The sequence below is a fragment of the Bradyrhizobium sp. STM 3562 genome, assembly GCF_045571435.1.
Classification (GTDB): domain Bacteria; phylum Pseudomonadota; class Alphaproteobacteria; order Rhizobiales; family Xanthobacteraceae; genus Bradyrhizobium.
This window is the reverse complement of the sequence record NZ_CP120694.1, coordinates 5,799,265-5,823,111: the sequence shown is the minus strand read 5'-3', so window position 1 is coordinate 5,823,111 and position 23,847 is coordinate 5,799,265. Positions and strand designations below refer to the sequence as shown.

Here is a 23,847-nt window from a genome sequence, read left to right as displayed (position 1 = left end):
AATGCATACTCTGTTCACAAGCTCAATGCACGACAGGGCCGGTGTGGCCATACAGATGTCCCATTGACGCTGTTTCAGCCTCGCCGAGGAGCGGCAGGTTTGAGGGTAAGCAAGTGCTACATTGACGTGCAGAAATGGGGCGGCCCACTTTGGGGAGCCCTCGTGGGCGCATTCTGCAAACTGCTTCGCCTGACGTGGGGCACGAGGCAGAGATGCTGGATGCAACTGCTATCGATGGTTGCGATCGCAAGCATTGAGGAAATGGATATCAGGCAGAGCCCGGCTGGATAAGTGCTGCTTGACGTATTTGCTAGACAAAGGCGATGAGCAGCTATCTTGCCACGGCGGTGGCGGAATGGTGCCTAAGCGTCTGCTTATCTTCCTAGCGATCGGTAGGGTTCGGTCGAAACACAGGCAATTCGAAGCGTGTGCAATGCAATCATCCAAGGCTTGCGGCCGATGAGGAGCATGCGACGGGCTGCTTAGCTGATCTCGCCTTTCAGTCCGGGTATTCAACCGAGCGCGAAAAGATGGCGAACAGAATCCGGGCTGCTGGTGCTTGCGCCGTATCCGTCAATTAGAGCAGAGGCGCCTCATTGAACGTGATTGCCCTACTTTCGCAGCGGAGAAGAGAGATGATCTACATTTACGGCTTGCTCGGCGGCTTATTCGAAGTTCAGCGGCTGACGGAGAGTCAAGCATGGCACTGGGACATTGCGCAGCAGCGCTGGCTAGAATCGATGAAGGAGTCGCAAGACAACGTGATCTACGTCGATTTCAAAGCGAGCCGCGAGGCAAAGGAGGAGACGTGAGAGCGGAGATTCCAGAAAGGCTTGAACTCAGCCGGGTACGATTTGGCCAGTTCGCCAGCCAGCCGGGATCAGGCCCTTGCGGCCTTTTTTTCGTCGACGGTCCTTGTGGCTGCAAACTCAAGATCGTCGGAATTATCCGGCCAGGGTGGGAGCATGTCTCCGTCTCGACCCAGCGACGTTGTCCAAACTGGGAAGAGATGTGCTTCGTCAAAGACCTTTTCTGGGATGAAGAGGAGTGCGTGATGCAGCTGCATCCGCCGCATTCGCAATACGTCAATAACAGCCGATACTGCCTGCATCTCTGGAAACCGACTCGTCAAGAGATTCCAATGCCGCCAACGCGCTTCGTAGGAGTTGTCGGACTTGGGCCATCTGAAGCTGCGTCGTTGTCAGCACGGCTGAAATTGTCAGGGTGAGAGTCATATTCCTGAAAAGTGACGCTTCCGACCATGCACCAAAATCATGTTGCGGCAACGACTGGAGCTCTTCGAAGTGATAGCCAAGCTTGTAAGGGGCTCAATTTTCTCCAGAGGAGAGGCTCCCGCAGAGAGCTCGTCAGATTGGCGTCAGCTTTGTTCGTTAAGGCCTCGAGCCGTAGGTATTTAGTAGCCAATGATCACACTTCAAGCGAGTATGTCTGGCCATATGGAGGATAGGCTGAACCTGGATTGGGCACCGTTTTGGTTGCGATCGTGGCTTGATGTGGCCGGGCTGTGCTGTGTGGCCTGCCTATTGATGACCGCGCTTATAATCGTGAGCCTCACAGTCGGCGTATTGGTTTTTCTTCATGTAACGAACCGGATCGTGTCAGTGCATGTCAGCAGTTGCACTGGCACAAGACGGAGCAGATCGCTTTCAAGGCAAAATTGAACAACGTTGTGATGCCTGGAAATTGTTGGGAGAAACCGGCGCACGAAGCTGTCCGGTCACCCGATGAGATCAGCCAAGCCATAACGCAAGCAGGCCTATCTAAAGCACTAGCAGGATCTCGGGGTGACAGTTCTGCTGATCGACCGGTGCAATTTCAGGGACAGCGAGCCGAAACATGACTCAGGCTGTTTGAGTTGCGCCGATGCTGCCTATGTTTCGAGACGATCTGGACCTCATAAGGCCACGATTGACGTTCCGGCCGTTTATTCGAGTTTCGGTCGGCCGCGTCGACGTTAGAGTATCCTCTCTTGCGTTGACGCAAAGCCCCGCGGGAAGGCCCCCGCCCGCGGGGCTCTTTTCTTTACGGCTACACACCCCCGTTAAGGGGTCCCGCGTCCTAGCTTTCTGCTTGAAACTCGTTGAGAAGCCGATCAGATTTGGCTGCGGTCGCGATTATCCAAAGGTGCGTCCGGCCGTTGCCCTCGTACACGGTTCGGGGCTGCCTCGAAGACATGAAAAATCACCGTCCGCGATTTCTCCGGCAGCTCAGTCGTGACGTTCCCCCACGAGCTTGGCATTTCCGATGAACGCGCTCATAGAATGGGCCTCTCATGAGCAGCAGCGAAATGCGGCGAACTCGAAGAGCTGACCGCTCGTGAGTGCACGCGCAGTTTGGCGTGCCTGAAACGTGGCCGCCGCTCCCTAACAATGGCCGCCGCGCTGTTTCCTCTGCGCGGCGGGACTTCCCAGCTGTCTTGCATGGAGATGGGGCTCAATGGGGCTCTCCATGCTTGACCTCTCTGGTCCTTACATAAAGTCATCGTCCTCCCAATCAGGTGTTGTGTTCACCGCAGGCAGCGAACCTTCGGCCTGCCTGCCATCAGTCTCTTGAACTTTGGAAAGGTAAAGGGGCGGTTTGTTTGCTCGCTGCCATTCACCGGAGCTATTGGTCCATTTGTCGGACCGTGTAGGGTCGAGCACCATCATCGAGTCACCTACCTCAATAAAGCCCAACGCCTTTGCACGCGCTTTCGCTTCGTTGTTCACGGGGTGGGAAAGGAGCAACGGGCGATCGCCGTCGCGGCGAAGCTGGTGCTCGAGCAAAATATCGCCTGCGTTCTCGACCAGGGGATGAGTAACCCGAAAATCAACCGTGGACGTGGCGTCAGTCCGTCCGGGAATCGTTTTCTGCCAATTGTGGCCTTTAAAGATTTCGCTTAAGGGACCTCCAGGTTCTGTTCGTAAAAGCCCGACGCACTTCTCGCCGAGTTGATAGCTGTAGTAACGTGCGTGGTCCGAACCGGATGTACCGTGATTATGGACAACGTCCATGGCGCGTTCAGCCTTTCTGGACAATTCACGCGAGTACCTCTGGGGGTTCGCGGCGATATGCTCGATGTCCTCGCCGCGGAACTCCTCAAGTTTGTCGGCGAATGAAGACGGCGAGATCTCCTCTACGGGCGGCCTCGAGGCGAGGAAATAGGGTCGGGATGCCGAGGAGGAAGAACTGGCGTAAGAGCCCGACTCAGCTATTTGCATGCCAGAGAATGCGTCCTCAAAGCTCCGGTCTTTTGTGTCTGGTTGAGTGCCACGAATGTCGGAGCGTGTCAGTTCATCGGCGTCGGACAAACCGGTCCATGGAAAACTGGATGAGCCGTTGATTCGATTGTACATGGTAAAGTGTGTGTTCCTACCAGGGAGTGTTGCATTAAGCCGGTCAGAGACCGGCGCGGAACTTGATAGCCGGATTGTCTGACGAGAAGCTGATTGGAGGTAGTCGGGCCTCTTGCAATCCGCTCGAACTGTAATGCCATCAGCTATGAATGTCCTGCTAGCGTCCTACGCGAGTTGCTGGATGGCTGGAGTTGCCGCTCTCCGCTTTACCCGTAATCGCAAGCGATAGGCCGAGATTATTGCGCAACATCTGATTGCCGGGAGCAGCTGCGAGAGCTTCCTGATACAGCGCTTGTGCTTCTTCATGCCGCCCCTCAACGTCGAGGACGACCCCTTTTGCGTTTAGTGCACGCAAATCACCGGGGACCGTGGCCAAGATCTTGTCGGTTACCTCAAGTGCTTCTCCTGCGCGTTTTTGTGCCAGGAGGCTCTGCGTAAGTAAGATCGCCGCATCGACATTGTCTGGCGTTTGCTTCAGGGTTTCGCGCAAACTCTCCTCGTCAACCTCCTGACCAAGAGCTTGCGCGATACGTTGGCGCATCGGGGGATCGATATCTTTGGCGCCCAGCAACTCCTGACGAGGCGTCTGTTGGAGTGACATCGTTGGGCTGTCAGAGCTGGCGCAAGCTCCAAGTAGAAGAACGGCGCATACGGAGAGGAGAGACAAGCCGGGAGGAGGGTGCAGTCGGGGCGCTATGGTTCTGCCACTCGAAATCATGTCGTGCAGTCTTACGCGATTGTGCGCTGTTAGCTGGCTGTCGCTAGCTGATTGCGTTGGGGCCCCGCAGGTGGCGTTTCTTTAGGAGATGGAAGCTTGAGCGACCCCACCGGCTGAACCGTGAAATCGGACGCGAGATCCTGATAGGACAGAACAGGAAGATCGATTCCGTTGCGGGTGAGAAAGCCCCGGACAAAGCGCCGGATGTCCATTGAAGCCAGGACCACCGGCTGGCTATGACGTGGTGCTAAGCTCGAATGGAGTTGACGGATTTGCGACAGTAGTCTCTCACTCTGCCAGTCCTCCAGGACCAGGTAGGGTCCGACAGCAGTCTCTCGCACAGCGCTGCGCACGATATCCTCGCTTTCACGTTCGATAATGAAGGCAGGCAAAACGCGGTGCGCGTTAGCATAGCGATAGCAGATCTGTCTTTTCAGACCGGAGCGGACATATTCGGTGAGCAGGACGGGATTTTGCTCGCGTTCGCTCCATTCGGCAAATGCCTCTAGGAGCAGGCGGGTGTTGCGGATCGGGATACCCTCGTCGAGCAGCCGGCGCAGGACCTCGGCGATTCGGGGCACCGGCGTTGTTCGAAGCACTTCTTTCACCAGGTCGCCATATTCCTGCTCCATCCGGCCCAGCAATTGGCGGGTCTCCTGAATGCCCACCAGGCGCTGTGCATAGCGTGTCAACGTCGACTGCACGCGCAAGGCGATGATTTCGCTCGGACGGTGATGCCCTATTCCGGCAGCCTTGAGATCAGGAGCATGGCCTTGTTCGATCCAGATCCGATTCGTGTCTGGGTCCTGCCAAAAGGGGATCCCGCTCAGCTCAATGTTCGCCACGTCGTCGTTAAGCAAGAGTTGTGTCGGGTCAATAGCGCCCTCTTCAACGGGCACTCCCTCGACGGCCACGCTGAATTGCGATTGGGCCAGGTGCTTTGCGCTTTGGGCGGGAATACGTGGAATTGTGATGCCAAGGTCAGCTGAGACCAGTGCCGAAACCCGTGCGACGCACTGCTCGAGTTCCCCTACGTCGATTGCCTGCATCAGGTTTGGCGCTAGCAATAGCGTAATCGGAAGTGCCTCCGCGGGCACGGTTTGCTTCTGACCCTGTGCGCTAGCGGGAGCTGAACCGGTGGGACTGGCGCCGGCGTTGGGAGCGGTCTTTCCTTCTTGCACGCCAACCTTGACAAAGCTGGCGGCCGAGAAGAGCGCGGCCAGTATGACAAAGGGGGGCAAAGGGAAGCCAGGAACGAGCCCCATCACAAGCAAGACACAGGCGGCCAACCGAAGCGCTTGTGTGCTGGCCGTAAGTTGGTTGACGATATCGGCGCCGAGATTGAGTCTGGAGGTACCGTTGACACGAGTGACGATGGTTGCGGCGGTAATTGACAGCAGCAGGGCCGGAATCTGCGAAATGAGAGCATCACCTATCGTCAGGATGGTGTATTGATGCATCGCCTCCTCGAGGGACATACCCTTGGAGAGCGAGCCGATCGTGATGCCACCCAGCATGTTGATGCAGATGACGATGAGTCCGGCTATGGCGTCGCCCTTCACAAATTTCATAGCGCCGTCCATCGCGCCATGAAGTTGGCTTTCTCGCTCTAGCGCGCCGCGCCGGCTGCGGGCTTCGTGCTGATCGATATGACCGTTGCGCAGCTCCGCATCGATCGCCATCTGCTTGCCCGGCAGGGCGTCAAGCGTGAAGCGCGCCGAGACCTCTGCGACGCGTTCGGCCCCCTTCGCGAGGACCATGAACTGCACCATGGTCACGATCAGGAAGATGACAATCCCGACGGCAATGTTGCCGGATATGACGAAATCGCCGAACGTATGGATGATGCTGCCGGCATCCCCCTCGGCCAGGATCAGCCGCGTCGTTGCGACGGTAAGAGCGAGACGAAAGACGGTGGAGATCAAGATGACGCCCGGCAGGGACGAAAAGTCGAGCGGCGTGTTGAGATAGAGGGCGACCATCAGCAGCAATATGGCGAAACCCAGATTGAAGCCGATCAGCATATCGATCACGACGATCGGTATCGGCATGATCATCATTCCGATCGCCAGAAGAAGCATCAACGCGACCATCAAATCCGGGTGTGCCGGCGCACGCGTGATGAGATTTCGTAGAACGTTGGCCATGAGAAGCCTTATTGTTGCTTGATTGGAGCTGTGCTGCCCCGCAATAAAACATAGCGTTTGAAGACGGCTTGCGCTTCGGTCATGCGGCCAGCGTGACGCAGGGCGTGGCTGCGCATCAGCATTAAAGGCAGGCACGAAGACGGCTCGTCATCGAGTTTGTCCAGCCTGTCCAATACCGACAGTGCTTCGTCACCGCGACGCTCCGAGATGAGAGCGTAGGCCAAGATGCGGAGCAGGCCGATGTCTTGAGACTGCTCGTGAGCGACCAGCCGCAACAGAGCCAGGCTCTTGGCGCTCTGCCCGCACGTAAGGTAGACATAAGAAAGCACGCAGAGCAAATCTCGCTCCGGCCCGGAGACCAGCTCGACAGCATCGGCTTCGGAAACGTTTGGCGGCTGTGCAGATGTGAAGTGTTGCACTTTGTCTGGCCCGGCCATAGCTAGCCTTTGATCAAGCCGTTGTGGCTCTGCCGGAACAGGATTAACTGCTGCAACTCCAGCTGCAGAAGGGCGGCCCCTTCACGCGCCGCCAAATCCTCTGGCGCGGCTGATAGCGTATCGACCAGCCGTTCCAGGAGGAGGCCGTGTTGCTCTGGACGCAGAACGTGCGAATGACGTAGGCGCGGCGTCACGAAGGAGAGCAGGCTATGCGCGAGATTGGGTCCATTGAGCCAAGCGAGTTCCGAGCCTGGCTCGATCTGACCTGGCGGGGCGCGGGCCTCGTCGAGATTGATGCGCGAAACCGCATCGATCGAACTGAGCTCGAGCGCGGTCTCGATCGTGGCGTCAACCAAGCGATCCAGCGCGTCGCTATGTCGAGAAATTGCGGTGTGGCTCCTGTCATCATTGCCACGCGTCCGGTCAATCCCGATGGACTTGGCTCGAGAATTGACCGGCGTGATGGCAGATGCATGACGATCAACGTGTGGTCCCTGAAAAGAGGTGCCAGGCTCGACGAAATTCGGGGGCAGCCTAGTCATGGCACTTTGCTTCCTTACCTGCGGCCTAAAACGCTAATAGAGTAGAGTGGCATGCTGGCCATTCCGGCTCAGCAGAACACGCCCGTCCTCAATCCCGCAGACGGTCCATCCATTGCTCAAGAGCGCGCCAACGAAATACTTTTGACCAGCAATGACAATATAAGGGTCGCTCCCGCGCCAAACAGCTTGGACCCCAATTGCGGGGGGCGTCTTCTCATCCTTGATGGCGACTGCATTGACGAGCGTATAAGCGCCATTGCTATTGCGATCAAACCGCTGCTGGAGGTCTCGCCATGTGGCGAGCGAGGCGGGCGTAACTGTGCCGTCGGCCGTGACAACGCCCGCCCCAGAACCGACCTTGATGCCGACAAGGCCCGCCCTGTCAACTTCCTCTTGCAGCCGCTCGGCAGCTGCATCGGTGGCCTGAGCATCAGGAGCGCTGAGCGCCAGCTTGGGTGCAACGTCCGCGATAGGGAGCGAGGGACTTGACGCCACACTGGTGTCCGCATGGACAAAACTGGATGAGACTGTGCCAACCGCGGCAAAGCTGATCAGGACTAAGGCGAGTGCGGCGAGCGATACACGGCGGTCGATAGAGCCAGCTGTTTGGTGTCCCTCGATCGACCAGCGAATCGACATCGCGCCGGCATGCAGGACGGCTGGAAGAGGGACAACAATGGGCTCGTTTGGTAAAATGGTCTCGTGTCCCTCGACCCTGACGTCCCCCGCAAGGGCCTCGATCTCGATCGAATTGGAATGCGGGGTGACACGAAGATGGTGCGGTTCGAGCCCCTGTTCGACGAAGATCAAGTCAGCATCGAGGCTGCTGCCAATCAGAGACGATCCGACCGCCACTTTACTTCTCAGCCCGGCATAACACCCCGACAGCACTTCGAAATGCGGGCAATTTGGTTCATTCACGATCGGTCTCCTGAACAGCGAACGGAACCGTACGGCAAAACCGTACGGCCCGTCGCGACTTCACAGACTAAGCAGCCGGGGAAGGTGGGGCGACGACGTCGCCCCACCTCATCCCTTACTGCACCCGCTCGTCGGCCGCTTTCTTGATGGTCGAGAGCTCGGTCGAGACGACACGAAGTTCCACATCCCTCTCAGCAGCCTTTGTGCTGGTGGCAGTCAGCGCGGCGATTTGCCGTTGGAATGCCGCCTCTCCAGCAGCGTCAGCAGCCGCGGAACCGATTGCAGCAGTAGCGGTGCCAGCTGCCCCACCTGCAGTCGAGGTATGAGACGCACCAACATTGTTAGGCATACTAATCTCCTGTGTGCTCGAATTGCGCCGCGACGTGCGGCTCCTATTTCCTAACCCCGCAAGATGCGAGGTCAGGAATCCTCCTCTGTCTCGGCCATGACATCGTCGAAATGACTCATTGCACTATTTGCAAATTGGAGAGCAATGGCTCCCAGAGCGACGTTGAAGGCTTGCTGCATCGCGGCTTCTCGCGAGTTACCGCCCGGAGTGGACGCGCCGCCGTTCACGGGGATGTTCGCATCAGGCGATCGGCCATGATCGTCGCGCTCGCCAGGCTTGTGCGATCCGTTTTTGCTGCCGCTTTTGCCGCCAGCCGCATGGAGGTCAGCATCAACGTGCCCAGCGGCGCTAGAGCTCGTAACGCGCATCGGGTTCTCCTATGTCAATTCGATCGTGCCAATGGAGGCAGTTTCCGCCCTCCACTATGCAAGTATTAGCTTTCGACAAGCTGACGAGTCTTAGAAAATGCAATGAGCCGACCGGCATCATCATTAAACGTCTTCACCAGCCGAACCGTTGTGAACAGGTTGCGAAAGCTGGAGATCAGATGGTTTGTACCAAGACAAACGGTCGTTTGTGGAGCTTGATCGAGTGAGCTCGTTGCTCGTGAAGTCGAAAGAGTCGATAGGCGAAATGTCAAAGCCGCCACTAATAAGTAGCGTCTGGAGGCCGACGTGCTGCAATCTGGGGCTCGCGTCCCTGGCGACACCTCCGAGCTCTTTCGACAATCTGCTTGCGGTCATGCGAAAGCGGGACGGAGCTTGACCTGGTCGGGAGCGAGGCGGAAAGCCAGAGTGACGGCGATTCGGCGGCCAAGAGCGGCCCCTCGGTCCTGGTGGCCCGATGGCAGATCTGTCAATCGGGACCCACTTTCACGGAAGATCGAGCAGGAACCTGCCGCTCGAGAAAGCGCGTTCGGCCCCTGCCGCTCTGCACCAATGTGCGCTCGATCCTAGCGCAAACCGGCAAGCTCCGCGGCTCCGGCCGGTTCTGTCGCGGAGCGTTAATGCATAGCTGTTTTGCCAGGCGGCGTACGCAGTCGATGGAACTTCGCTGCGGCAGAGCGGATTTGAGGTCGGCTTCGTGCGATCGAGTGCGGCCAACATAGTTTGCGCGCAGTGAAGAGCAGAAATGAGGTCCTTGGATCCCGGTCTCGAGTATGCTGGTAGAGCCTGCGCGACCCCTGCTCGACAGGGAGGGCCAACCGCGCGGAGGCCGCGCAAGCTCGACTAGCGTTTCCAACGTGATCCTGAGAGGATAGCCTCGCTCCGGCTAGGCGTAAGCACCTGCAGCTTGCATGCGCTCGGACTCGATACGAGCCTTCAGGCTATTCAGATAATCCTCCGCATAGGACTGGGCCACCGAAACCGGCAGGTTGATGCCGGCCGTCGCGGCTTCTTGAATTGCCTGCTTCACCAAGCCTTCTCGCATTGCTAATTTGACCTCAGGGCCGGCGATGCAGCCCACCGCCTGTGCCGCAAGGCTTAGCCCGGCTTCTTCCAGCGCTTGCTTTATGTTGCCACCACTGATGGCAGTGTGAAGAAGATTTGCAGCTTGCGCCTCCGCTTCGAGGATCATTGACCCCAGATCGGCCAATTCGCCCAACCCTGGAATGAAGCCAAGTACACCAACTGCTGTCGCGGCCCAGTCGAGTACCTTAGAGCCGACTTTGAGCACGTCATTAAGTGCGTGCATGAAGGCGCCACCGTTCTTTTTGGGAGACTTGATGTCGGGCTGGTCTGCGACGCCCATCGTCATGTCCGCGACCGCGTCCTGCTCGGCAGGCGTTCGGGCGGCATGCGTCTTCACCTGGTGAACGGTGCGGTTCGCACCCGACATGTTGTTGAAGAACTGGTTGAAGTCGCTGTTGCTGATGTTGCCGGAATCGACCGTATGGCCGCCGCCGAAGTCGAAGAACTTGTGGTGGGTTTTGTAGCCCGTAATCGCGTTGTTCATCAACCCGAACAACACGGGATCGGAGAGCAGCTGGGAGGCCGCCTTTCGCACCTCGGGCGCGAGACTCTTATCATCGACCATGCTCGCTAGCTTTTCCCGGGTCAGGTCGCCCTTCCCGAAGAAAGCGCTTTGGTTCTTGCTGATCGTGTTGAGCGTATCGAGCTCGGCTTGCGTGAGATTCATCGACGATGAAGCAACCTGCAGGAAGTCCTCTTTGTGGACCTTGTCTATCGAGCCACCGTACAACTCCTTCCATTCATTCGGGTGCTCGAGGAAATATTGAGCGGCCGCGAGGACCTGCGGCGGGCATTTGCCGATTTTAGCTTCGCCGTCGACGATCTGCTTGAAGTCCGCAAGGCTCAGGTTCTTGGGCAGGTTGTCGGAAAACCGATAGAGCTCCCGCAATGCATCGGTCTGGGTCATAACCGATGGCTCGCCATTCCCGGTGCCGTCGGAGGGGATGTAGTTTTGCGCATAGCTCTTCGCCCGCTGCTCCTGGAACGCAGCAACCTGAGGGTGGTGATCGGAAAAGCCGGAGAGATCACCTGCTTTGATCTTCCCGCCGCAGCGGCCATCACCTTGCGAGCCTATCGCATAGAAGAGCTCTGGGTCCTGTCGCAGTGCCTCGATTGCTGCCTTTAGATCCGGCGGTGTGGAGGGATCGTTGGCCAACTCTCCAAGAGATTTCCAATCCAGCGGGCATTTGTCCTTGTGTCGGTTCAACACCGACACGATCTGCAGCTCGGCATCAGTCAGGGTGCCGCTGTTCCACGTGATCCTGGAGCTTTGGACTGGGGCCTCTGCAATTTGTGGGGCGCTCGCAGAGGAGGCCTCTGTCGAGGATGGCTCTGGGGCCTGCTGACATGCCTCCAGTGCGGCCTTGATCTCCGGCGGGAGGATGCTCCGCACCTCCAGCGTGAGCTCCTCTGTCAGCTGCTTGGCTGAGACTGCAGCCGCCGGATCCTGCGGTGCAGAATGGTCATCGGTCGTTTCTTTCGACGAGAAACGAGCCAGCACCGCCTCGAAGTTTGAAAGGTCACGCGCCGATGAGGGCCCGGGGGTCAGCCCGGACAAAGCTAAAGTCGAGCTGGCGGTTAGCGGTAGGTTGTTGACTGACATTATACGTCCTCTGATTTGAATCGCACCACAAGCGGTCATGTGGCGCAGCTCGAGATCGCGACGAACAAGGAGCAAGAAATGTCGATAGGCGTCGATGGCTCCTACCACTTGCTTCCGATTGATCACTGCGCCCCCAGCGCTCAGTTCCGCTGCAATCTATAGGCACATCGCCCTCTAGATATTCACGCCGTATCGTAGGAGCGATTAGCTTTCGAGAAGCTGACGGCGCTCAGAGGATTTCACAACGAGTCGCGAAATGACGTTCTGCAAGGCGGCATGTGTTCTCGATATCGGAATCGGGTTGCCCGTTGTGCTCGATCGCTCGTCTCCGCGCCAACTAGGTCGAACGAACCCGAGTCTGCCGCTCTGCGGACGGTCACGCGCGCTGATTCGTGCAACAACGTCGCAGGTCTCCGCAGCATATTATGGTGAAATTACCCACGCGTACCACCTCGCGCCTGCGCCCAACCAGAGTGTTGGCGCCTGCCCGATGAGCGAGATACAGCATGATCGGATCAGGTTGCCGGCGTAGATGCTCGAAAGGGTAGATCGCCGAAGGTATTGTGAAGACCATGTTGCTCCGAGCGGATCGAAGCTCAGCTGCACCTCGCATTCTTCATGTCGTCATGCTTAGCCGCTCGGCGAGTGTTCGCTCGAACCTAAAGGCCAAAGGGCAGGGTCCAGCGACGGTTTGAGACGAATAAACCCTTCTTCTCGCCATTCCGCCGTGTGAGGCACACCCAGGATGGCGAACGTTGTTGTCCGGACATCCCTGCTCGGTATGACACCGCGGCTTCTTAGCATTTCGATCTGAGCGGGCGTGGCTGTTTGGGCAGTGAAGACCCAGTTGTCCTTGGCGCGACGACCGTTCGCCATGGCGAAATCTCCAAGTTCCGGCGGAGCAACGTGGGCGGGCAATGTGGGCTCCGCTTGAGATGGTTCAGCGTGAGGTGACCCGACCCGTATGAGTCCAGGCTCAAGATCTTGCCAAATAGGGTCGTTGCCGAAATCGGAGGCGTCCGCGCGGTGCTGAGCGATCGGCTGTTGGGAATTGGGCCGCTCGCCGCCGCTCGATGATGGTTCGACACGCGATGATGTGCCTTCGAGCTCCTGCCAAAATAGGTCCTGGCTGTATTCGGGTATTTCATGCAATGCCACTAGTTCACGCTCAAACTCCCTTGGACCGGCGGGCGATGAGGGCGAGTGGGACGCTGGGATCTTGTCTGCTCGGCTTAGCGCGTTGAAGTCCATCCTGTTCCTCCTTTTGGACAACGGAGTGGCTCTCATTCTTAGGCGACGAAGCTCATTTTGCGGATTTCGGAGAGCTGTTCAAAAGCTCGCATGAGAAGCTAAAGTGCCAAAGCAGGGTCACGTATGGTGCTGGCCAGGATTCCGGTTCGAGCATCCGTGGCTCCGCCTGGACGTTTATTGGGCCAACCTGCGGCATGGCCATCTACACATGCGCGCTCTGATATTGGCAGCAGTAGCTTTCGAAAAGCTGACAGAGGGCATAGACAGACGCATTGCATCCCTTCCTAGGCCATCTGTTGTCATCAGGTCATTTGTTGTCTGCATCGGGTGTGTGGACCACGCCGTCTTGATGTGGTGCCTCGGGCGAAGGAGCGTCATTGGTTCGTCCTTCGTGAACGACCACGCTGGAGGATCCCCGAAACAGCATCAAAACCGACTCGTGCGGCGGTTTTTCGGCACCGCTCGGGTTTCGCCGCGCCTGTGCCTCGGCCACCAGTCCTTTGAGTGTTTGCTCCACAAGCGCGATGAAGCGGGGCGGACCAGAGGCGAAGACGAGGCCATCTCCCGGTACGGCTCTCACGATGTAACGCTCGTCTGAGATGTTGAGTGCATCGAGTGCCGATTTGAACGCATCAAAGCTGATCGGATTCAAGACCAGGAGGCGGCTTTGCGCCTCATGCGCGTCGGAGACGTAGAGCACTAGCCCATCGTAGTACCATTGAAGATTGTAGAGGTTGGTCAACCGTTCGAGGAACTCTCGCGGTGGGAGATCTGGCATTCGCCCGCGAATCCGCCCCTTCACCCCGCTGCTGACATTGACTCTGATATTTAGATTGTTGCCGAATTCCTGCAGTGCGGCCGCGAGGTCCTGATCCAGAACTGTGTAACTATAAGGTGTCGATGGCAGCGCCAGGGCAGCGCCGAGCGCCTTGACGGCGCCCAAGCAAATGAAAACACCAACATAGATAGCTTTCTTCAAGATGTGCAGCCTTGTGGATGGGATGAGCATTCCTGCCATTTACAAGGGATAGCAAGCACCGGAATTCGTCCCAAAATTTGAAAGTCGATGCTTCGTCCCAAATTGGAAGCTAACCGTGATCATTAGATGACAGATGCTCGTCAGCTTTTGGTCAGCTCGCTTCTCTAAGGTGCCGCCCCATTCATGCAAACGAACGGCTAATCTCACCGCGTGACAGAAATGATTTCCTCCATGTTGTTTGGCATTACGTCGATCTCTGCCAATCCCGTCGAGTGTGCCTCCAGGCTCTGTTCGCCGGCGCACGCTCAGTTTCACGAGAGTCTTGCGCAGGCGGCCTCGAACCAAGGTGTCGCCTCTTCTGTGACCGAGCGCGCGCCGGCTCCATCGCTGTCGGAAGTGCGGCGCGCAGTCGCGCCGGCGAGCCCGCTCAGCGATCGTGTCCTTCAGGGCATTTCCGCCATCCACCAGAACAAAGCATTTCCGGCGGGAGCAGCGTCGCCGATGCTCGTCGGCGCGCCTGATCCTGCGACGAGTCTCCAGCCCGGGCCGGCAGCGCAACCGGTCTTGCGTGCGCAGCAAGTCGAGGTGCATTCGGCAGGCAGAGCGGAAGGTGCGGATCATTTCGACTCGGCGCTGACGAATCTGCGGGATGTTTACAACGGCGTCATCCAGGTTTCGCTCATCTCCAAGGGTACAGGTGCCGCCAGTTCATCTCTGAACAAGCTTCTATCGGCGGGTTGAGCGGGCCTTGGTTGTCTTGACGAAAGGCAAGATCGGTAACGGCCGGCCTGCAAGAAAGCCGCTTCATGCTCTCGTCCTGTTGTCACTGTTGCTGACCCTCGCCGGCTGCAAAGCCGATCTGTATACCAAAGTTCAGGAGCGTGAAGCCAACGAGATGCTTGCGCTGCTCCTGATCAAGGGGGTCGATGCCACCCGTGTCGTCGGTAAGGATGGGACCAGCACAATTCAGGTGGAAGAAAAGCAGCTCGCCTATTCAATCGACCTGCTGAATGAGCAGGGCTTGCCGCGCCAACCCTTCAAGAGCCTTGGTGATGTGTTCAAAGGGTCGGGCCTCGTTGCCTCCCCGGTTGAGGAGCGAGCCCGGTACGTCTATGCCCTTAGTGAAGAATTGTCGCGCACGATCAGCGATATCGATGGCGTTCTCTCCGCCCGTGTTCATGTCGTTCTGCCGAAGAATGATCTTTTGCGACAGGATGCAACCCCGTCCTCGGCGTCGGTTTTCATTCGACACGCCTCTAGCGCGAAGCTCTCAGCCTTGCTGCCGCAGATCAAGATGCTCGTCGCCAACAGCATCGAAGGTCTATCATACGACAAGGTGGCGGTCGTGTTCGTACCGGTTGAGCGTGCTCAGCATGAGGTCTCGGTTGCGCCAGCGGCAGCCTCCGTAGAACCAGCCGGTTTGATGGCAACCAACATTGCGATCGGCGCGGGAGGTGCGCTCGCCGCGTTGGGCATTCTATCTTACCTGCTGCTGGGCACACGTGGGCGAGAGCTCCGCCAATCCTGGCGCAAAATGACAAATCTCGGCAGAGGTGTCAGCAAGCGAGCGGTCCACTCCGGCGGCAAAAAGCTCTCCTCCGATCCGAAATAGGCGGCCTGAAGGTCCGTAACGATGGCATCCCCCGACTCAAATCATTCAGTCGATCCGCATTCCCATCGCCTGCGCGAGCTTGCCGCTTTGATCCATCCCAGCCGGTTTGCCGGCCGTCTTGATGGGGTCCTGTCGGCCGCCACAGTGCTGCAGTTGCAGAAGTCTCCGAGACTGCAGCAAAGACTGGTCGAATTGCTGCTGGGCAATGAGCTGGTCGCGAACGGAACTGACTGGGGTAGGGACGTTCTGCTCGGGCATGATCCGCGTCGGGCGGCCCTGCTCGCAGGCAGTATCTGGCATGCCCGCGCGATGCTGAAGCTTGTGTCAAAGCATGACGTAGCGATTTTGATCGAAAATATTGGTGCGGAAGCACATGCTTTCGCAATCCGACATTCATCCAGCGCCGTCGCAACCACATTGATTGACGATCCGCAGGAACTGTCGAGCCAGATTGAACATGACGGATGTGCCTGCCTTGGTGCTTGGCTCAAGGACGCATCAGAGCTTGACCGTGTGCGCGTTCTGTTTCGCTTACCTGTGGGGACCGCCGCAGAATCCCCAGCAGCCGAACACCACAAGTCAGCGGGTCAGTTACTGCCTTTGGTGGTGGCGCACTTGGCCAAGGAGGCGCCAGCGGCATGACGGCCGATGAAACAGCCTTGCCAGATAGCCCGCGGATACGGCCGCTTGGTCCACTCATACCAGCCGCGGAACTTGGCATCTGGTACGATGCGGCGCAGACGCGCGCGCTAGCCGAGCGATATCTGCGGCAGGTTCGCAGTTGGGCAAGGAAAGCCTATCAGCAAGAGCGGGAGCGCGGCCATTGCGAGGGTCTTAGGTCAGGCTCGGACGAAATGGCGCAGCTGATCGCCCGGGCTGCTTCCGATGTGGCCCGGCGAAAAGCCGTTTTGCAACAGGAGTTGCCACAGCTCGTCATTGAAATATTGACCGATTTGTTGGGCTCCTTTGATCCAGGCGAGATGTTGGTAAGGGCCGTTCGTCACGCTGTCGAGCAAAGATATGGCAGCGCAGAAGTATGCCTCCACGTCTCTCCCGTGAACGCTGATGCGCTAAGACATGAGTTCGTTGCGTTCGATGGGACGGATGGTCGGCCGAAAGTCAGAATTGATCCGGACCCGGCCCTGGGGCCGGACCAGTGCGTCCTGTGGAGTGAGTTCGGCAATGTCGATTTAGGACTTGCCGCGCAGCTCCGTACATTGCGTCTCAATCTTAATCCATCTTCTCAGGAAAGCGGATCGTGACCACGCAACGATCAGGCCATGATCAAGCGGACGGAGAAGGAGATGTGCATGGGGCGATAGCATCTCTAAGGGTCGCAGCAAAGGATGTCGATACGCGTGCGGTGCGGGGACGGATCACGCGGGCGGTCGGTACCTTGCTTCATGCCGTGTTGCCCGCGGCCCGTGTCGGAGAACTTTGCCTGTTGCAGGATCACGCTTCGGGATGGTCACTTGAGGCGGAAGTCATTGGTTTGCTGCCCGATGGGGTGTTGCTGACGCCCATTGGGGATATGGTCGGCTTGTCACACCGCGCGGAAGTGGTCCCGACCGGTCGCATGCAGGAAGTGTCAGTCGGCCCCGACCTGCTCGGCCGCGTGATCGATAGCTTCGGCCGTCCACTTGATGGCAGGGGGCCCATAAAGACGGTCCACACTCGTCCGCTCCGCGGCAAGGCGCCAAACCCAATGAGGCGGCGTGGCATCGAACAGCCGTTTCCGCTCGGCGTTCGCGTGCTGGATGGACTTCTGACGTGTGGCGAAGGTCAGCGGATCGGGATCTATGGAGATGCCGGTTGCGGTAAGTCGACGCTGATGTCGCAAATTGTAAAGGGCGCGGCCGCCGATGTCACCGTGGTTGCGCTCATAGGAGAGCGTGGACGCGAGGTGCGTGAATTCATCGAACGTCATATTGGAGATGCCATCGCTCGCACGATCGTTGTCGTCGAGACATCCGATCGATCGGCAATGGAGCGCGCGCAATGCGCTCATATGGCGACCGCACTCGCCGAGTATTTTCGTGATCAAGGGCTGCAGGTCGTTCTGATGATGGATTCGCTGACGCGTTTTAGCCGAGCGATGCGCGAAATCGGCCTTGCCGCAGGAGAACCGCCCACTCGGCGCGGCTTTCCTCCTTCCGTATTTGCGCTGCTGCCTGGTCTGTTGGAGCGCGCCGGTATGGGCGAGCGGGGCTCGATCACGGCATTCTATACCGTGCTTGTCGAGGGTGACGGCACGGGCGATCCGATCGCCGAAGAGTCGCGCGGCATCCTCGATGGTCATATCATTCTTTCGCGCGCGCTGGCCTCGCGAGAGCATTTTCCCGCCATCGACGTGCTCTCGAGCCGAAGTCGTGTCATGGATGCGGTCGCCTCTGGGCCACATCGCAAGGCGGCATCCGTCTTCCGCGATCTGCTCTCGCGCTACAATGAGGCTGAGTTCCTGATCAAGGTCGGTGAATACAAGCCGGGCAGCGATCCACTGACGGATCGGGCAATCGAGTCAATCGAGGAACTGCGCGCATTCTTGCGCCAGGGACAGGACGAGCCGTCTAGCTTTGAGGATACCGTTTCATGGATGTCGCGTCTGACGGCCTGAATCCCGTGCAAGCGTCGAAATTGCGGCTGGTGAAAGACATGAGGGAACGAAGCGCGCTTCGTGAATTGTCGAACATGGAAGCCAGGCGCCGAATTGCGGCCGACGCGCTGCAGCGAGCGTTTGAGAATCTTGAGGGCGCGGAGAAGCATCGCGCCAGGGTCGAAGCTGAACTTTATCAGGAGCTGACCTCGCTCGAGACAATGTCCGTGATCGAGCTCGATCGTCGTTGTCAACTCGTCCTTGCGCGGCTGGCAGCAGAGATCGAACCGGCACGTGAGGCGCTTGAGCAGGCGCGCTCGGCGCATGAGCAGGCCCAGCGGGCAGTGAATGAGGCGCGGACGCTATGGGCCAAGCGTTCGGCGGCGAGCCAGAAATGGAAGGAGATTGAGGGCAATGTCCAGCGCACCACCGCTGGCCGTTCGGAGTTTGCAGCCGAAATCGACGTCGACGATGAGGTTTTGCTCCGATATCAGGGTGGTTCGCGCAGCCAGGCGGTCGGCGGGTCGAACTAATGCCTCGTTCTCTTATGACATCGCGAGCTGGGCCTGTGGAAGCTGTCGGGAAATGCCGTGGGTGAACCCGCACCATTTCAGCCAGCGGTAAAGCTGTCGGATGGAGTGGTCTCGTGGCTCAACGAGATCGCCGCACAGCGCACGCTTCTGCAGAGCCGCCTTGGCGATAAGCCGCTATCCATCCGTATGAGCCGGCTTGTTTGGCAGGCCGAGCCATATGCCATTTCAATGCTCGACTGCGTATTTTGCGTTGGAGGCGAGACAGCCGTCTTGTCCTTGCCTCGCCTTCTCGTCGAGACACTGATTTCAACAGTCCAGCATGGCCTTACTTTACCTTCCGACCCAACCCGCTCGCTGCTTCTCGAACTTGCACTCGAACCTTGGCTTGTTCGATTAGAGCATGAGCTTGCGCGGAATTTGCAACTGATCCGCATCGAAGACGCAACGGCCAAAGACCCCTATTTGGAGCTCGACGTTACTTTCGGACCGCTGGCGGGCAAGGCCCGCCTGTACTTGTTCGCGCCTCTTGACGGTCTGGTTCCGTCTGCGTTTCGTGTGTTAGGGGAGTTGATTGGCCAATTACCGCGAGATTTAGGCAAGATTTCTTCGGAATTGCCGGTCGTGATTGCGAAAGAGATCGGCTCGCTGCGGGCGCCTGTCAGGCTTCTTCGCCAAGCACAGCGCGGCGACGCACTGCTGCCCGACGTCATTCCCTTTGCCAATGGCCAGCTCATCCTCGCTGCGGACAAGTTGTGGGCGCCGGCGCAGGTCGCGGGCGACAGACTGATCCTTCGGGGACCATTCCGCCTGCAGTCCCATCCTCTAAGGTATGCAAATATGACGATACGCCCCGAAGCGGAGCATGCAATCCTGCCCTCGGAAGCCGACATCGACAGTGTCGAGATCACACTTGTGTTCGAATGCGGCCGCTGGCTCATCCCGTTGGGTACGTTGAGAAGCATCAACGAGGGGCACGTGTTCGAGCTTGGCCGGCCCCTGGACGGTCCGGTCGATATTGTTGCCAACGGTCAATTGATCGGCCGCGGGGACATCGTGCGCGTCGGCGAAGCGTTGGGCATCCGGTTACGTAGCAGGTTGGCGGTCAATGGTTGACATTCAACCGAGCATCCTTCCGCTTGTTGCGGCGACGGTCGGCCTTGGCCTGCTGGCGTTCGCAGTCGTCACAACGACCGCGTTCATCAAGGTTTCCGTCGTTCTCTTCCTGGTCCGCAACGCGCTCGGCACCCAGTCCATACCACCGAACATCGTTCTATATGGCGCTGCATTGATCCTTACCGTGTTCATAGGCGCGCCAGTATTCGAGCAGACCTACAACCGCCTGACCGATCCGCAACTTCGTTACCAAACCGCCGACGACTGGTTGACCGCCGCCAAGGAGGGCAGCGAGCCGCTGCGTGCCCATCTCAAAAAGTTCACCACTGAGGAGCAGCGCACGTTCTTCCTGTCGTCGACGGAACATATCTGGTCGGAGGAGATGCGCGGCAACGCAACAGCCGATGATTTTGCGATCCTCGTGCCGTCCTTTTTGATCTCGGAACTTAAGCGCGCATTTGAAATCGGCTTCCTTCTCTATCTTCCGTTCATCACGATCGACCTGATTGTGACGACAATTCTGATGGCCATGGGCATGTCGATGGTGTCACCAACAATGATATCCGTTCCTTTCAAGCTCTTTCTGTTCGTCACAATCGACGGCTGGTCGCGGCTCATGCACGGATTGGTCTTAAGCTACGCAACCCCGGGAGGTTGAGATGGAGGAGGCCAGCATTCTCACCCACCTGAGCCGATCACTGGTCCTGTTTATGATCTGGGTGCTGCCGCCGCTCCTGGCAGCCCTCGTGGCCGGATTGGTTATCGGCATCGTGCAGGCAGCGACCCAGCTTCAGGATCAAACCCTGCCGCTTACCGTGAAGCTCCTCGTCGTCGTCGCCGTGCTCGTTCTGTTTGCTCCGGTGCTGAGCGCGCCGCTGATCGAGCAGGCCCAGCATATCTTCACTGAGTTCCCCACGCTCACAGCGAGGTATTAGTGCGCGGAACGCAAGGCTGACTAAGTGTCAGCTATAGCGTCGCGTTTGTCAGCCTTCATTGTGAACCACAAAAGGGCGAGTTCGTCAGCTTGTCGAAAGCTCGCCTCACTAGCATGAAACGGATAGCTATCCGAAGCGTCCCGTTCGGCTCTATGAGCCTGCTGTATTCGGAGGAAAAATGGCCACATCTGGAACCTCTATTCATTTGAGTCAAATGTCGCTTACGACGTGATGGAATGACCTGCTGAGACCTTGTCCTCGATGATAGCCTACCGAGTTGTCGACGAAGGTGAACGGGCGAACCGCGTTGATCGGGAGCGGCCGCACGATCTTGGCGTCCTGGTGAATGAAGCCCCGAATGAGGGTGCCGCTCGAGACCGATCTTCATAGACTGCGAAATTGATGGAAGGTTCGAGACCCTCAGATCACCGAACCGCGCTGCGGCCGGTGAGAGCCGAAGGAGCTTGGCTAGCAGGCCGCGCAGCGGCGCGATCTGGCCGGTGCTCTCATCGAATGGTCATACCTCTGCGCCGGATGGCTGTAGCCGTTATGGCTGGCTGCAGCCGAAGTCATCTGCCCTTGTGGGAGGCGTGCCGCTCTGCAACCGCTGGAACACGAGGTCGATGATCTGCAGAGTTCTTGACGCCTTACCTCATGGCGAGGCGAGTGGGCGCGGTTGGATTGGCTGAAGCGAGCGACGAGCTGAGCTCAAATGGATGCGTTGTCACCCATCGAGACGCAAAGTCTGGTTCAGAGTGCTGTCGAGTTCGTCGTTGCGGCCGGACTTGGCGCGGCCCGGGCCCTCGGCATTATGCTGGTTCTTCCGGTATTCACGCGACCGCACATTAGCGGGATGATCCGCGCAAGCGCGACGGTTGTGATTGGATTGCCTTGCTTGATGCAGATCAGGAATGGCTTGCAGACCCTAGATCCGGGCACCCGTATGATTGCGGTCTCGCTCCTCGGTTTGAAGGAGATATTTATCGGCCTGCTGTTCGGTTTTCTGCTTAGCATACCACTTTGGAGCATCCAGGCCGTTGGTGACATCATTGATACCCAGCGCGGCATCTCCAACCAGGTGGACGATCCTGCGACACGCAGTCAAACCTCCGCGATGGGGCTTTTTCTCGGGACTGCCGCGGTTACGATATTCGTTGTATCAGGAGGTCTGCAGACTATGGTCAGATGTCTCTATGGAAGCTATCTGATCTGGCCCGTGTATCGGCTGCTACCGCCCCTGACCCAGCAAGGGGCAATGGAGTTTATCGGGCTGCTCGACCATATCATGCATACGACCCTCGTGGTCGCCGGGCCCGTGTTGGCTCTGCTGCTTCTGATTGACGTATCCCTCATGCTGCTCGGGCGCTTTGCGCCGCAAATCAAGCTGAACGATCTCTCTCTGACCATCAAGAATGCCGCCTTTGGCATCATCATGGTCAGCTACGCCGTTTTTCTGATCGAATATATGGGAGCAGAGATCATTCAGTTCAACGGCGTGCTGGAGTGGCTCGAGAAGTTCTTGAAATGAATGATACGAGCGAAGAGAAAAAGCTTCCACCAAGTCACAAGAAGCTGAGGGACGCGCGTAAGAAGGGGCAGAGCCCGCGCAGCGCCGACTTTGTGACCGCGGCAAGCCTTTGCGCTGGTTTCGGCTGCCTGTGCTTCAGGGCGGGCCCGATCGAAGACGGATGGCGCGAAGCGGTGCGGCTCATCGACAAGCTGCAGGGACAGCCCTTCAACAGTGCGGTCCGGCAGGCGTTGGTCGGATTGATGGACCTTTCTATAACAGCCGCGGCCCCAATCCTAGGCGCGGCGGTGGTTGCGGCCATTCTGGCCGGTGTCTTGGCCAACGGCGGGCTGACGATTTCCGTTGAGCCGCTTAAACCCAGCTTTGAGAAATTGGATCCCGTCAAAGGGCTGAAGCGAATTGTCTCCCAGCGGTCGCTTGTCGAGCTTGGAAAGTCTATCGTCAAAGTTTTGGTGCTTGGCGCTACGTTCGTTTTCACTGTGCTAGCAAGTTGGAGGGCACTGGTATACTTGCCCGTTTGCGATTTGAGTTGCTTTGGTTTTGTCTTTAACGAGCTCAAAGTGCTGATGGCGATTGCTGCCGGCGCTCTTCTGATTGGCGGCTTGGCTGATCTGCTCATTCAGCGTTGGCTGTTCTTGCGCGACATGCGCATGACACAGAGCGAAGCCAAGCGCGAATCTAAGGAACAGGATGGTAATCCGCAGATCAAGAGTGAACACCGCAGGCTCCGTTGGGAATCGGCGAACGAGTCGCCGCTTGGCATCCATCGGGCGACACTGATAGTGACGGGGCGGACGACATTGATTGGGCTGCGCTACGTTCGGGGCGAGACCGGCGTCCCGGTGCTGGTGTGCCGTGGTGAGGGCGAAACGGCTTCACAGTTGGTGGCGCAGGCGCGGGCCCAGGGTCTGAGCATTGTCGAGGATCATGTGCTGGCGCGTCAGCTGATCCGAAAAGGTGCGATGGGCAAGGCCGTTCCGATGGAGTGTTTCGAGAGAGTTGCAAAGGCGGTCTTTGCCGCCGGCCTAGTCTAGCGTCCCGCAAAACAGCGATTCGCTCAAACCTCTGGTCAGACCCAACTATCCCATAGAATGCCAAGCCGACGCTCATGCTGCGTGCGAGCCGCTTATTGGGTTTCTGGCGCAACCCTGTTATGGGTTTCATCTCCAAATTGCTCCTTGCTCGCCGCCGTCGCACCACGTGGGGTGATGGGAAGCACTGCACGATCACCAGTGGTCGGCATGACAGCGCCATTGCCTAGCAAGTCGCTAGGATCATTGACCATGACTGCGAGGTTATTCCGGATTGAGCAGCCAAGGGTTGGACTGAACGAATTGTCGTTCACCGTAGGACCGACGATGGAGAGCGAGGGGCAGACCGGAGGATGGGCTTCGAAAGTGATCGCTTCGATCCTCACCCCGGAACCAGCCGGCAAATCCACAGGAGAAGCGGACAGGCGGATGTTGTAGGGGACAACGCCCATGGCGCGCGCCTCGTGGGCCACCTGTGCAATGAGTCTGGGTGAGCCGGTGACACCTACATGGAGGGCATCCCGCCGGCCGCGACTGGTCGCTGCAATAAAGCTTCGGAGCCGATGTCGTTCGGGGCCACGAAGGCTCTGCAGGAACAGCACGCTACTCTTCTGCTCGAGCCGGATCTCTTGGTCAGCCGGCGCGGGCAGGTTGGAGGTAGTATTTGCGCACCCACCCAATGCTGCCGCAACAACGATCGGGTAGCACAGATGTCGCAAGGTCATTT

General features: G+C 58.2%; 25 protein-coding genes. 13 read left to right on the top strand and 12 right to left on the bottom strand.

Going from position 1 to position 23,847, the window contains the following annotated elements:
• Window positions 1–596: 596 nt before the first annotated feature.
• Both P6U23_RS27090 and P6U23_RS27085 read left to right on the top strand, forming a co-directional pair.
• Window positions 597–812: a hypothetical protein gene (locus tag P6U23_RS27090; protein WP_407175532.1), complete on the top strand. Its 216-nt coding sequence runs from the start codon at window positions 597–599 to the stop codon at window positions 810–812.
• Window positions 809–1,228, top strand: a complete 420-nt coding sequence (locus P6U23_RS27085; protein WP_407175531.1) for a hypothetical protein — start codon at window positions 809–811, stop codon at window positions 1,226–1,228. Before P6U23_RS27090 ends, P6U23_RS27085 begins: the two co-directional genes overlap by 4 nt.
• A gap of 1,261 nt (window positions 1,229–2,489) precedes the next feature.
• On the opposite strand, the gene P6U23_RS27080 is transcribed toward P6U23_RS27085, so the two are convergent.
• The 11 genes from P6U23_RS27080 to P6U23_RS27030 all read right to left on the bottom strand — a co-directional run bounded on the left by P6U23_RS27080 (window position 2,490) and on the right by P6U23_RS27030 (window position 13,805).
• Window positions 2,490–3,356, bottom strand: coding sequence for an Effector protein NopP (locus P6U23_RS27080; RefSeq protein WP_407175530.1), 867 nt, complete (start codon window positions 3,354–3,356; stop codon window positions 2,490–2,492).
• Between the two features lie 157 nt (window positions 3,357–3,513).
• Window positions 3,514–3,957, bottom strand: a complete 444-nt coding sequence (locus tag P6U23_RS27075) for a tetratricopeptide repeat protein (RefSeq protein WP_407175529.1) — start codon at window positions 3,955–3,957, stop codon at window positions 3,514–3,516.
• Between the two features lie 146 nt (window positions 3,958–4,103).
• A complete protein-coding gene (sctV, locus tag P6U23_RS27070; RefSeq protein WP_407175528.1) occupies window positions 4,104–6,221 on the bottom strand; it encodes a type III secretion system export apparatus subunit SctV in 2,118 nt (705 codons plus the stop codon).
• Between the two features lie 8 nt (window positions 6,222–6,229).
• Window positions 6,230–6,658, bottom strand: a complete 429-nt coding sequence (locus tag P6U23_RS27065) for a tetratricopeptide repeat protein (RefSeq protein WP_407175527.1) — start codon at window positions 6,656–6,658, stop codon at window positions 6,230–6,232.
• 2 nt (window positions 6,659–6,660) lie between these two features.
• Entirely contained in the window at window positions 6,661–7,014 is a 354-nt protein-coding gene (locus tag P6U23_RS27060; protein ID WP_407175526.1) for a hypothetical protein, read from the bottom strand.
• 219 nt (window positions 7,015–7,233) lie between these two features.
• A complete protein-coding gene (locus P6U23_RS27055; protein WP_407175525.1) occupies window positions 7,234–8,121 on the bottom strand; it encodes a hypothetical protein in 888 nt (295 codons plus the stop codon).
• A gap of 115 nt (window positions 8,122–8,236) precedes the next feature.
• Complete coding sequence (locus P6U23_RS27050; protein WP_407175524.1) at window positions 8,237–8,470, bottom strand: nodulation protein NopA; 234 nt, start codon at window positions 8,468–8,470, stop codon at window positions 8,237–8,239.
• 71 nt (window positions 8,471–8,541) lie between these two features.
• The gene (locus P6U23_RS27045) at window positions 8,542–8,838 is read right to left on the bottom strand and encodes a hypothetical protein (protein WP_407175523.1); all 297 of its coding nucleotides are present in this window, start codon (window positions 8,836–8,838) and stop codon (window positions 8,542–8,544) included.
• Between the two features lie 904 nt (window positions 8,839–9,742).
• A complete protein-coding gene (locus P6U23_RS27040; protein ID WP_407175522.1) occupies window positions 9,743–11,545 on the bottom strand; it encodes an HrpF/NolX family T3SS translocon protein in 1,803 nt (600 codons plus the stop codon).
• Between the two features lie 630 nt (window positions 11,546–12,175).
• Window positions 12,176–12,796: a hypothetical protein gene (locus P6U23_RS27035; RefSeq protein WP_407175521.1), complete on the bottom strand. Its 621-nt coding sequence runs from the start codon at window positions 12,794–12,796 to the stop codon at window positions 12,176–12,178.
• Between the two features lie 307 nt (window positions 12,797–13,103).
• On the bottom strand, window positions 13,104–13,805 hold the full coding sequence (locus P6U23_RS27030) for a secretin N-terminal domain-containing protein (RefSeq protein ID WP_407181592.1): 702 nt from the start codon (window positions 13,803–13,805) through the stop codon (window positions 13,104–13,106).
• Window positions 13,806–14,135: 330 nt separating this feature from the next.
• Between P6U23_RS27030 and P6U23_RS27025 the strand changes: the two genes are divergently transcribed.
• From P6U23_RS27025 to P6U23_RS26975, 11 genes are all read left to right on the top strand, one after another.
• Window positions 14,136–14,516, top strand: a complete 381-nt coding sequence (locus P6U23_RS27025) for a nodulation protein NolB (RefSeq protein WP_407175520.1) — start codon at window positions 14,136–14,138, stop codon at window positions 14,514–14,516.
• Between the two features lie 16 nt (window positions 14,517–14,532).
• Window positions 14,533–15,387, top strand: coding sequence for a type III secretion system inner membrane ring lipoprotein SctJ (sctJ, locus tag P6U23_RS27020; protein ID WP_407181591.1), 855 nt, complete (start codon window positions 14,533–14,535; stop codon window positions 15,385–15,387).
• A gap of 21 nt (window positions 15,388–15,408) precedes the next feature.
• Window positions 15,409–16,029 (top strand): nodulation protein NolU, encoded by a 621-nt coding sequence (locus P6U23_RS27015; protein WP_407175519.1) that lies wholly within the window; start codon window positions 15,409–15,411, stop codon window positions 16,027–16,029.
• A complete protein-coding gene (gene sctL / locus P6U23_RS27010; protein WP_407175518.1) occupies window positions 16,026–16,649 on the top strand; it encodes a type III secretion system stator protein SctL in 624 nt (207 codons plus the stop codon). Before P6U23_RS27015 ends, sctL begins: the two co-directional genes overlap by 4 nt.
• Window positions 16,646–18,001, top strand: coding sequence for a type III secretion system ATPase SctN (gene sctN / locus P6U23_RS27005; RefSeq protein WP_407175517.1), 1,356 nt, complete (start codon window positions 16,646–16,648; stop codon window positions 17,999–18,001). The genes sctL and sctN overlap by 4 nt, the downstream gene beginning before the upstream one ends.
• A complete protein-coding gene (locus P6U23_RS27000) occupies window positions 17,977–18,513 on the top strand; it encodes a hypothetical protein (protein WP_407175516.1) in 537 nt (178 codons plus the stop codon). Before sctN ends, P6U23_RS27000 begins: the two co-directional genes overlap by 25 nt.
• Before the next feature lie 57 nt (window positions 18,514–18,570).
• Window positions 18,571–19,626, top strand: coding sequence for a type III secretion system cytoplasmic ring protein SctQ (gene sctQ, locus P6U23_RS26995; protein ID WP_407175515.1), 1,056 nt, complete (start codon window positions 18,571–18,573; stop codon window positions 19,624–19,626).
• Entirely contained in the window at window positions 19,619–20,284 is a 666-nt protein-coding gene (gene sctR, locus P6U23_RS26990) for a type III secretion system export apparatus subunit SctR (protein WP_407175514.1), read from the top strand. The genes sctQ and sctR overlap by 8 nt, the downstream gene beginning before the upstream one ends.
• A 1-nt stretch (window position 20,285) precedes the next feature.
• Window positions 20,286–20,561: an EscS/YscS/HrcS family type III secretion system export apparatus protein gene (locus tag P6U23_RS26985; RefSeq protein ID WP_407175513.1), complete on the top strand. Its 276-nt coding sequence runs from the start codon at window positions 20,286–20,288 to the stop codon at window positions 20,559–20,561.
• A 712-nt stretch (window positions 20,562–21,273) separates the two neighbouring features.
• Entirely contained in the window at window positions 21,274–22,089 is an 816-nt protein-coding gene (sctT, locus tag P6U23_RS26980) for a type III secretion system export apparatus subunit SctT (RefSeq protein WP_407175512.1), read from the top strand.
• Window positions 22,086–23,123, top strand: a complete 1,038-nt coding sequence (locus P6U23_RS26975; RefSeq protein WP_407175511.1) for an EscU/YscU/HrcU family type III secretion system export apparatus switch protein — start codon at window positions 22,086–22,088, stop codon at window positions 23,121–23,123. Before sctT ends, P6U23_RS26975 begins: the two co-directional genes overlap by 4 nt.
• Before the next feature lie 92 nt (window positions 23,124–23,215).
• Here P6U23_RS26975 and P6U23_RS26970 read toward each other — a convergent pair whose 3' ends face one another.
• Window positions 23,216–23,845, bottom strand: a complete 630-nt coding sequence (locus P6U23_RS26970; protein ID WP_407175510.1) for a CpaD family pilus assembly lipoprotein — start codon at window positions 23,843–23,845, stop codon at window positions 23,216–23,218.
• Window positions 23,846–23,847 lie beyond the last annotated feature (2 nt).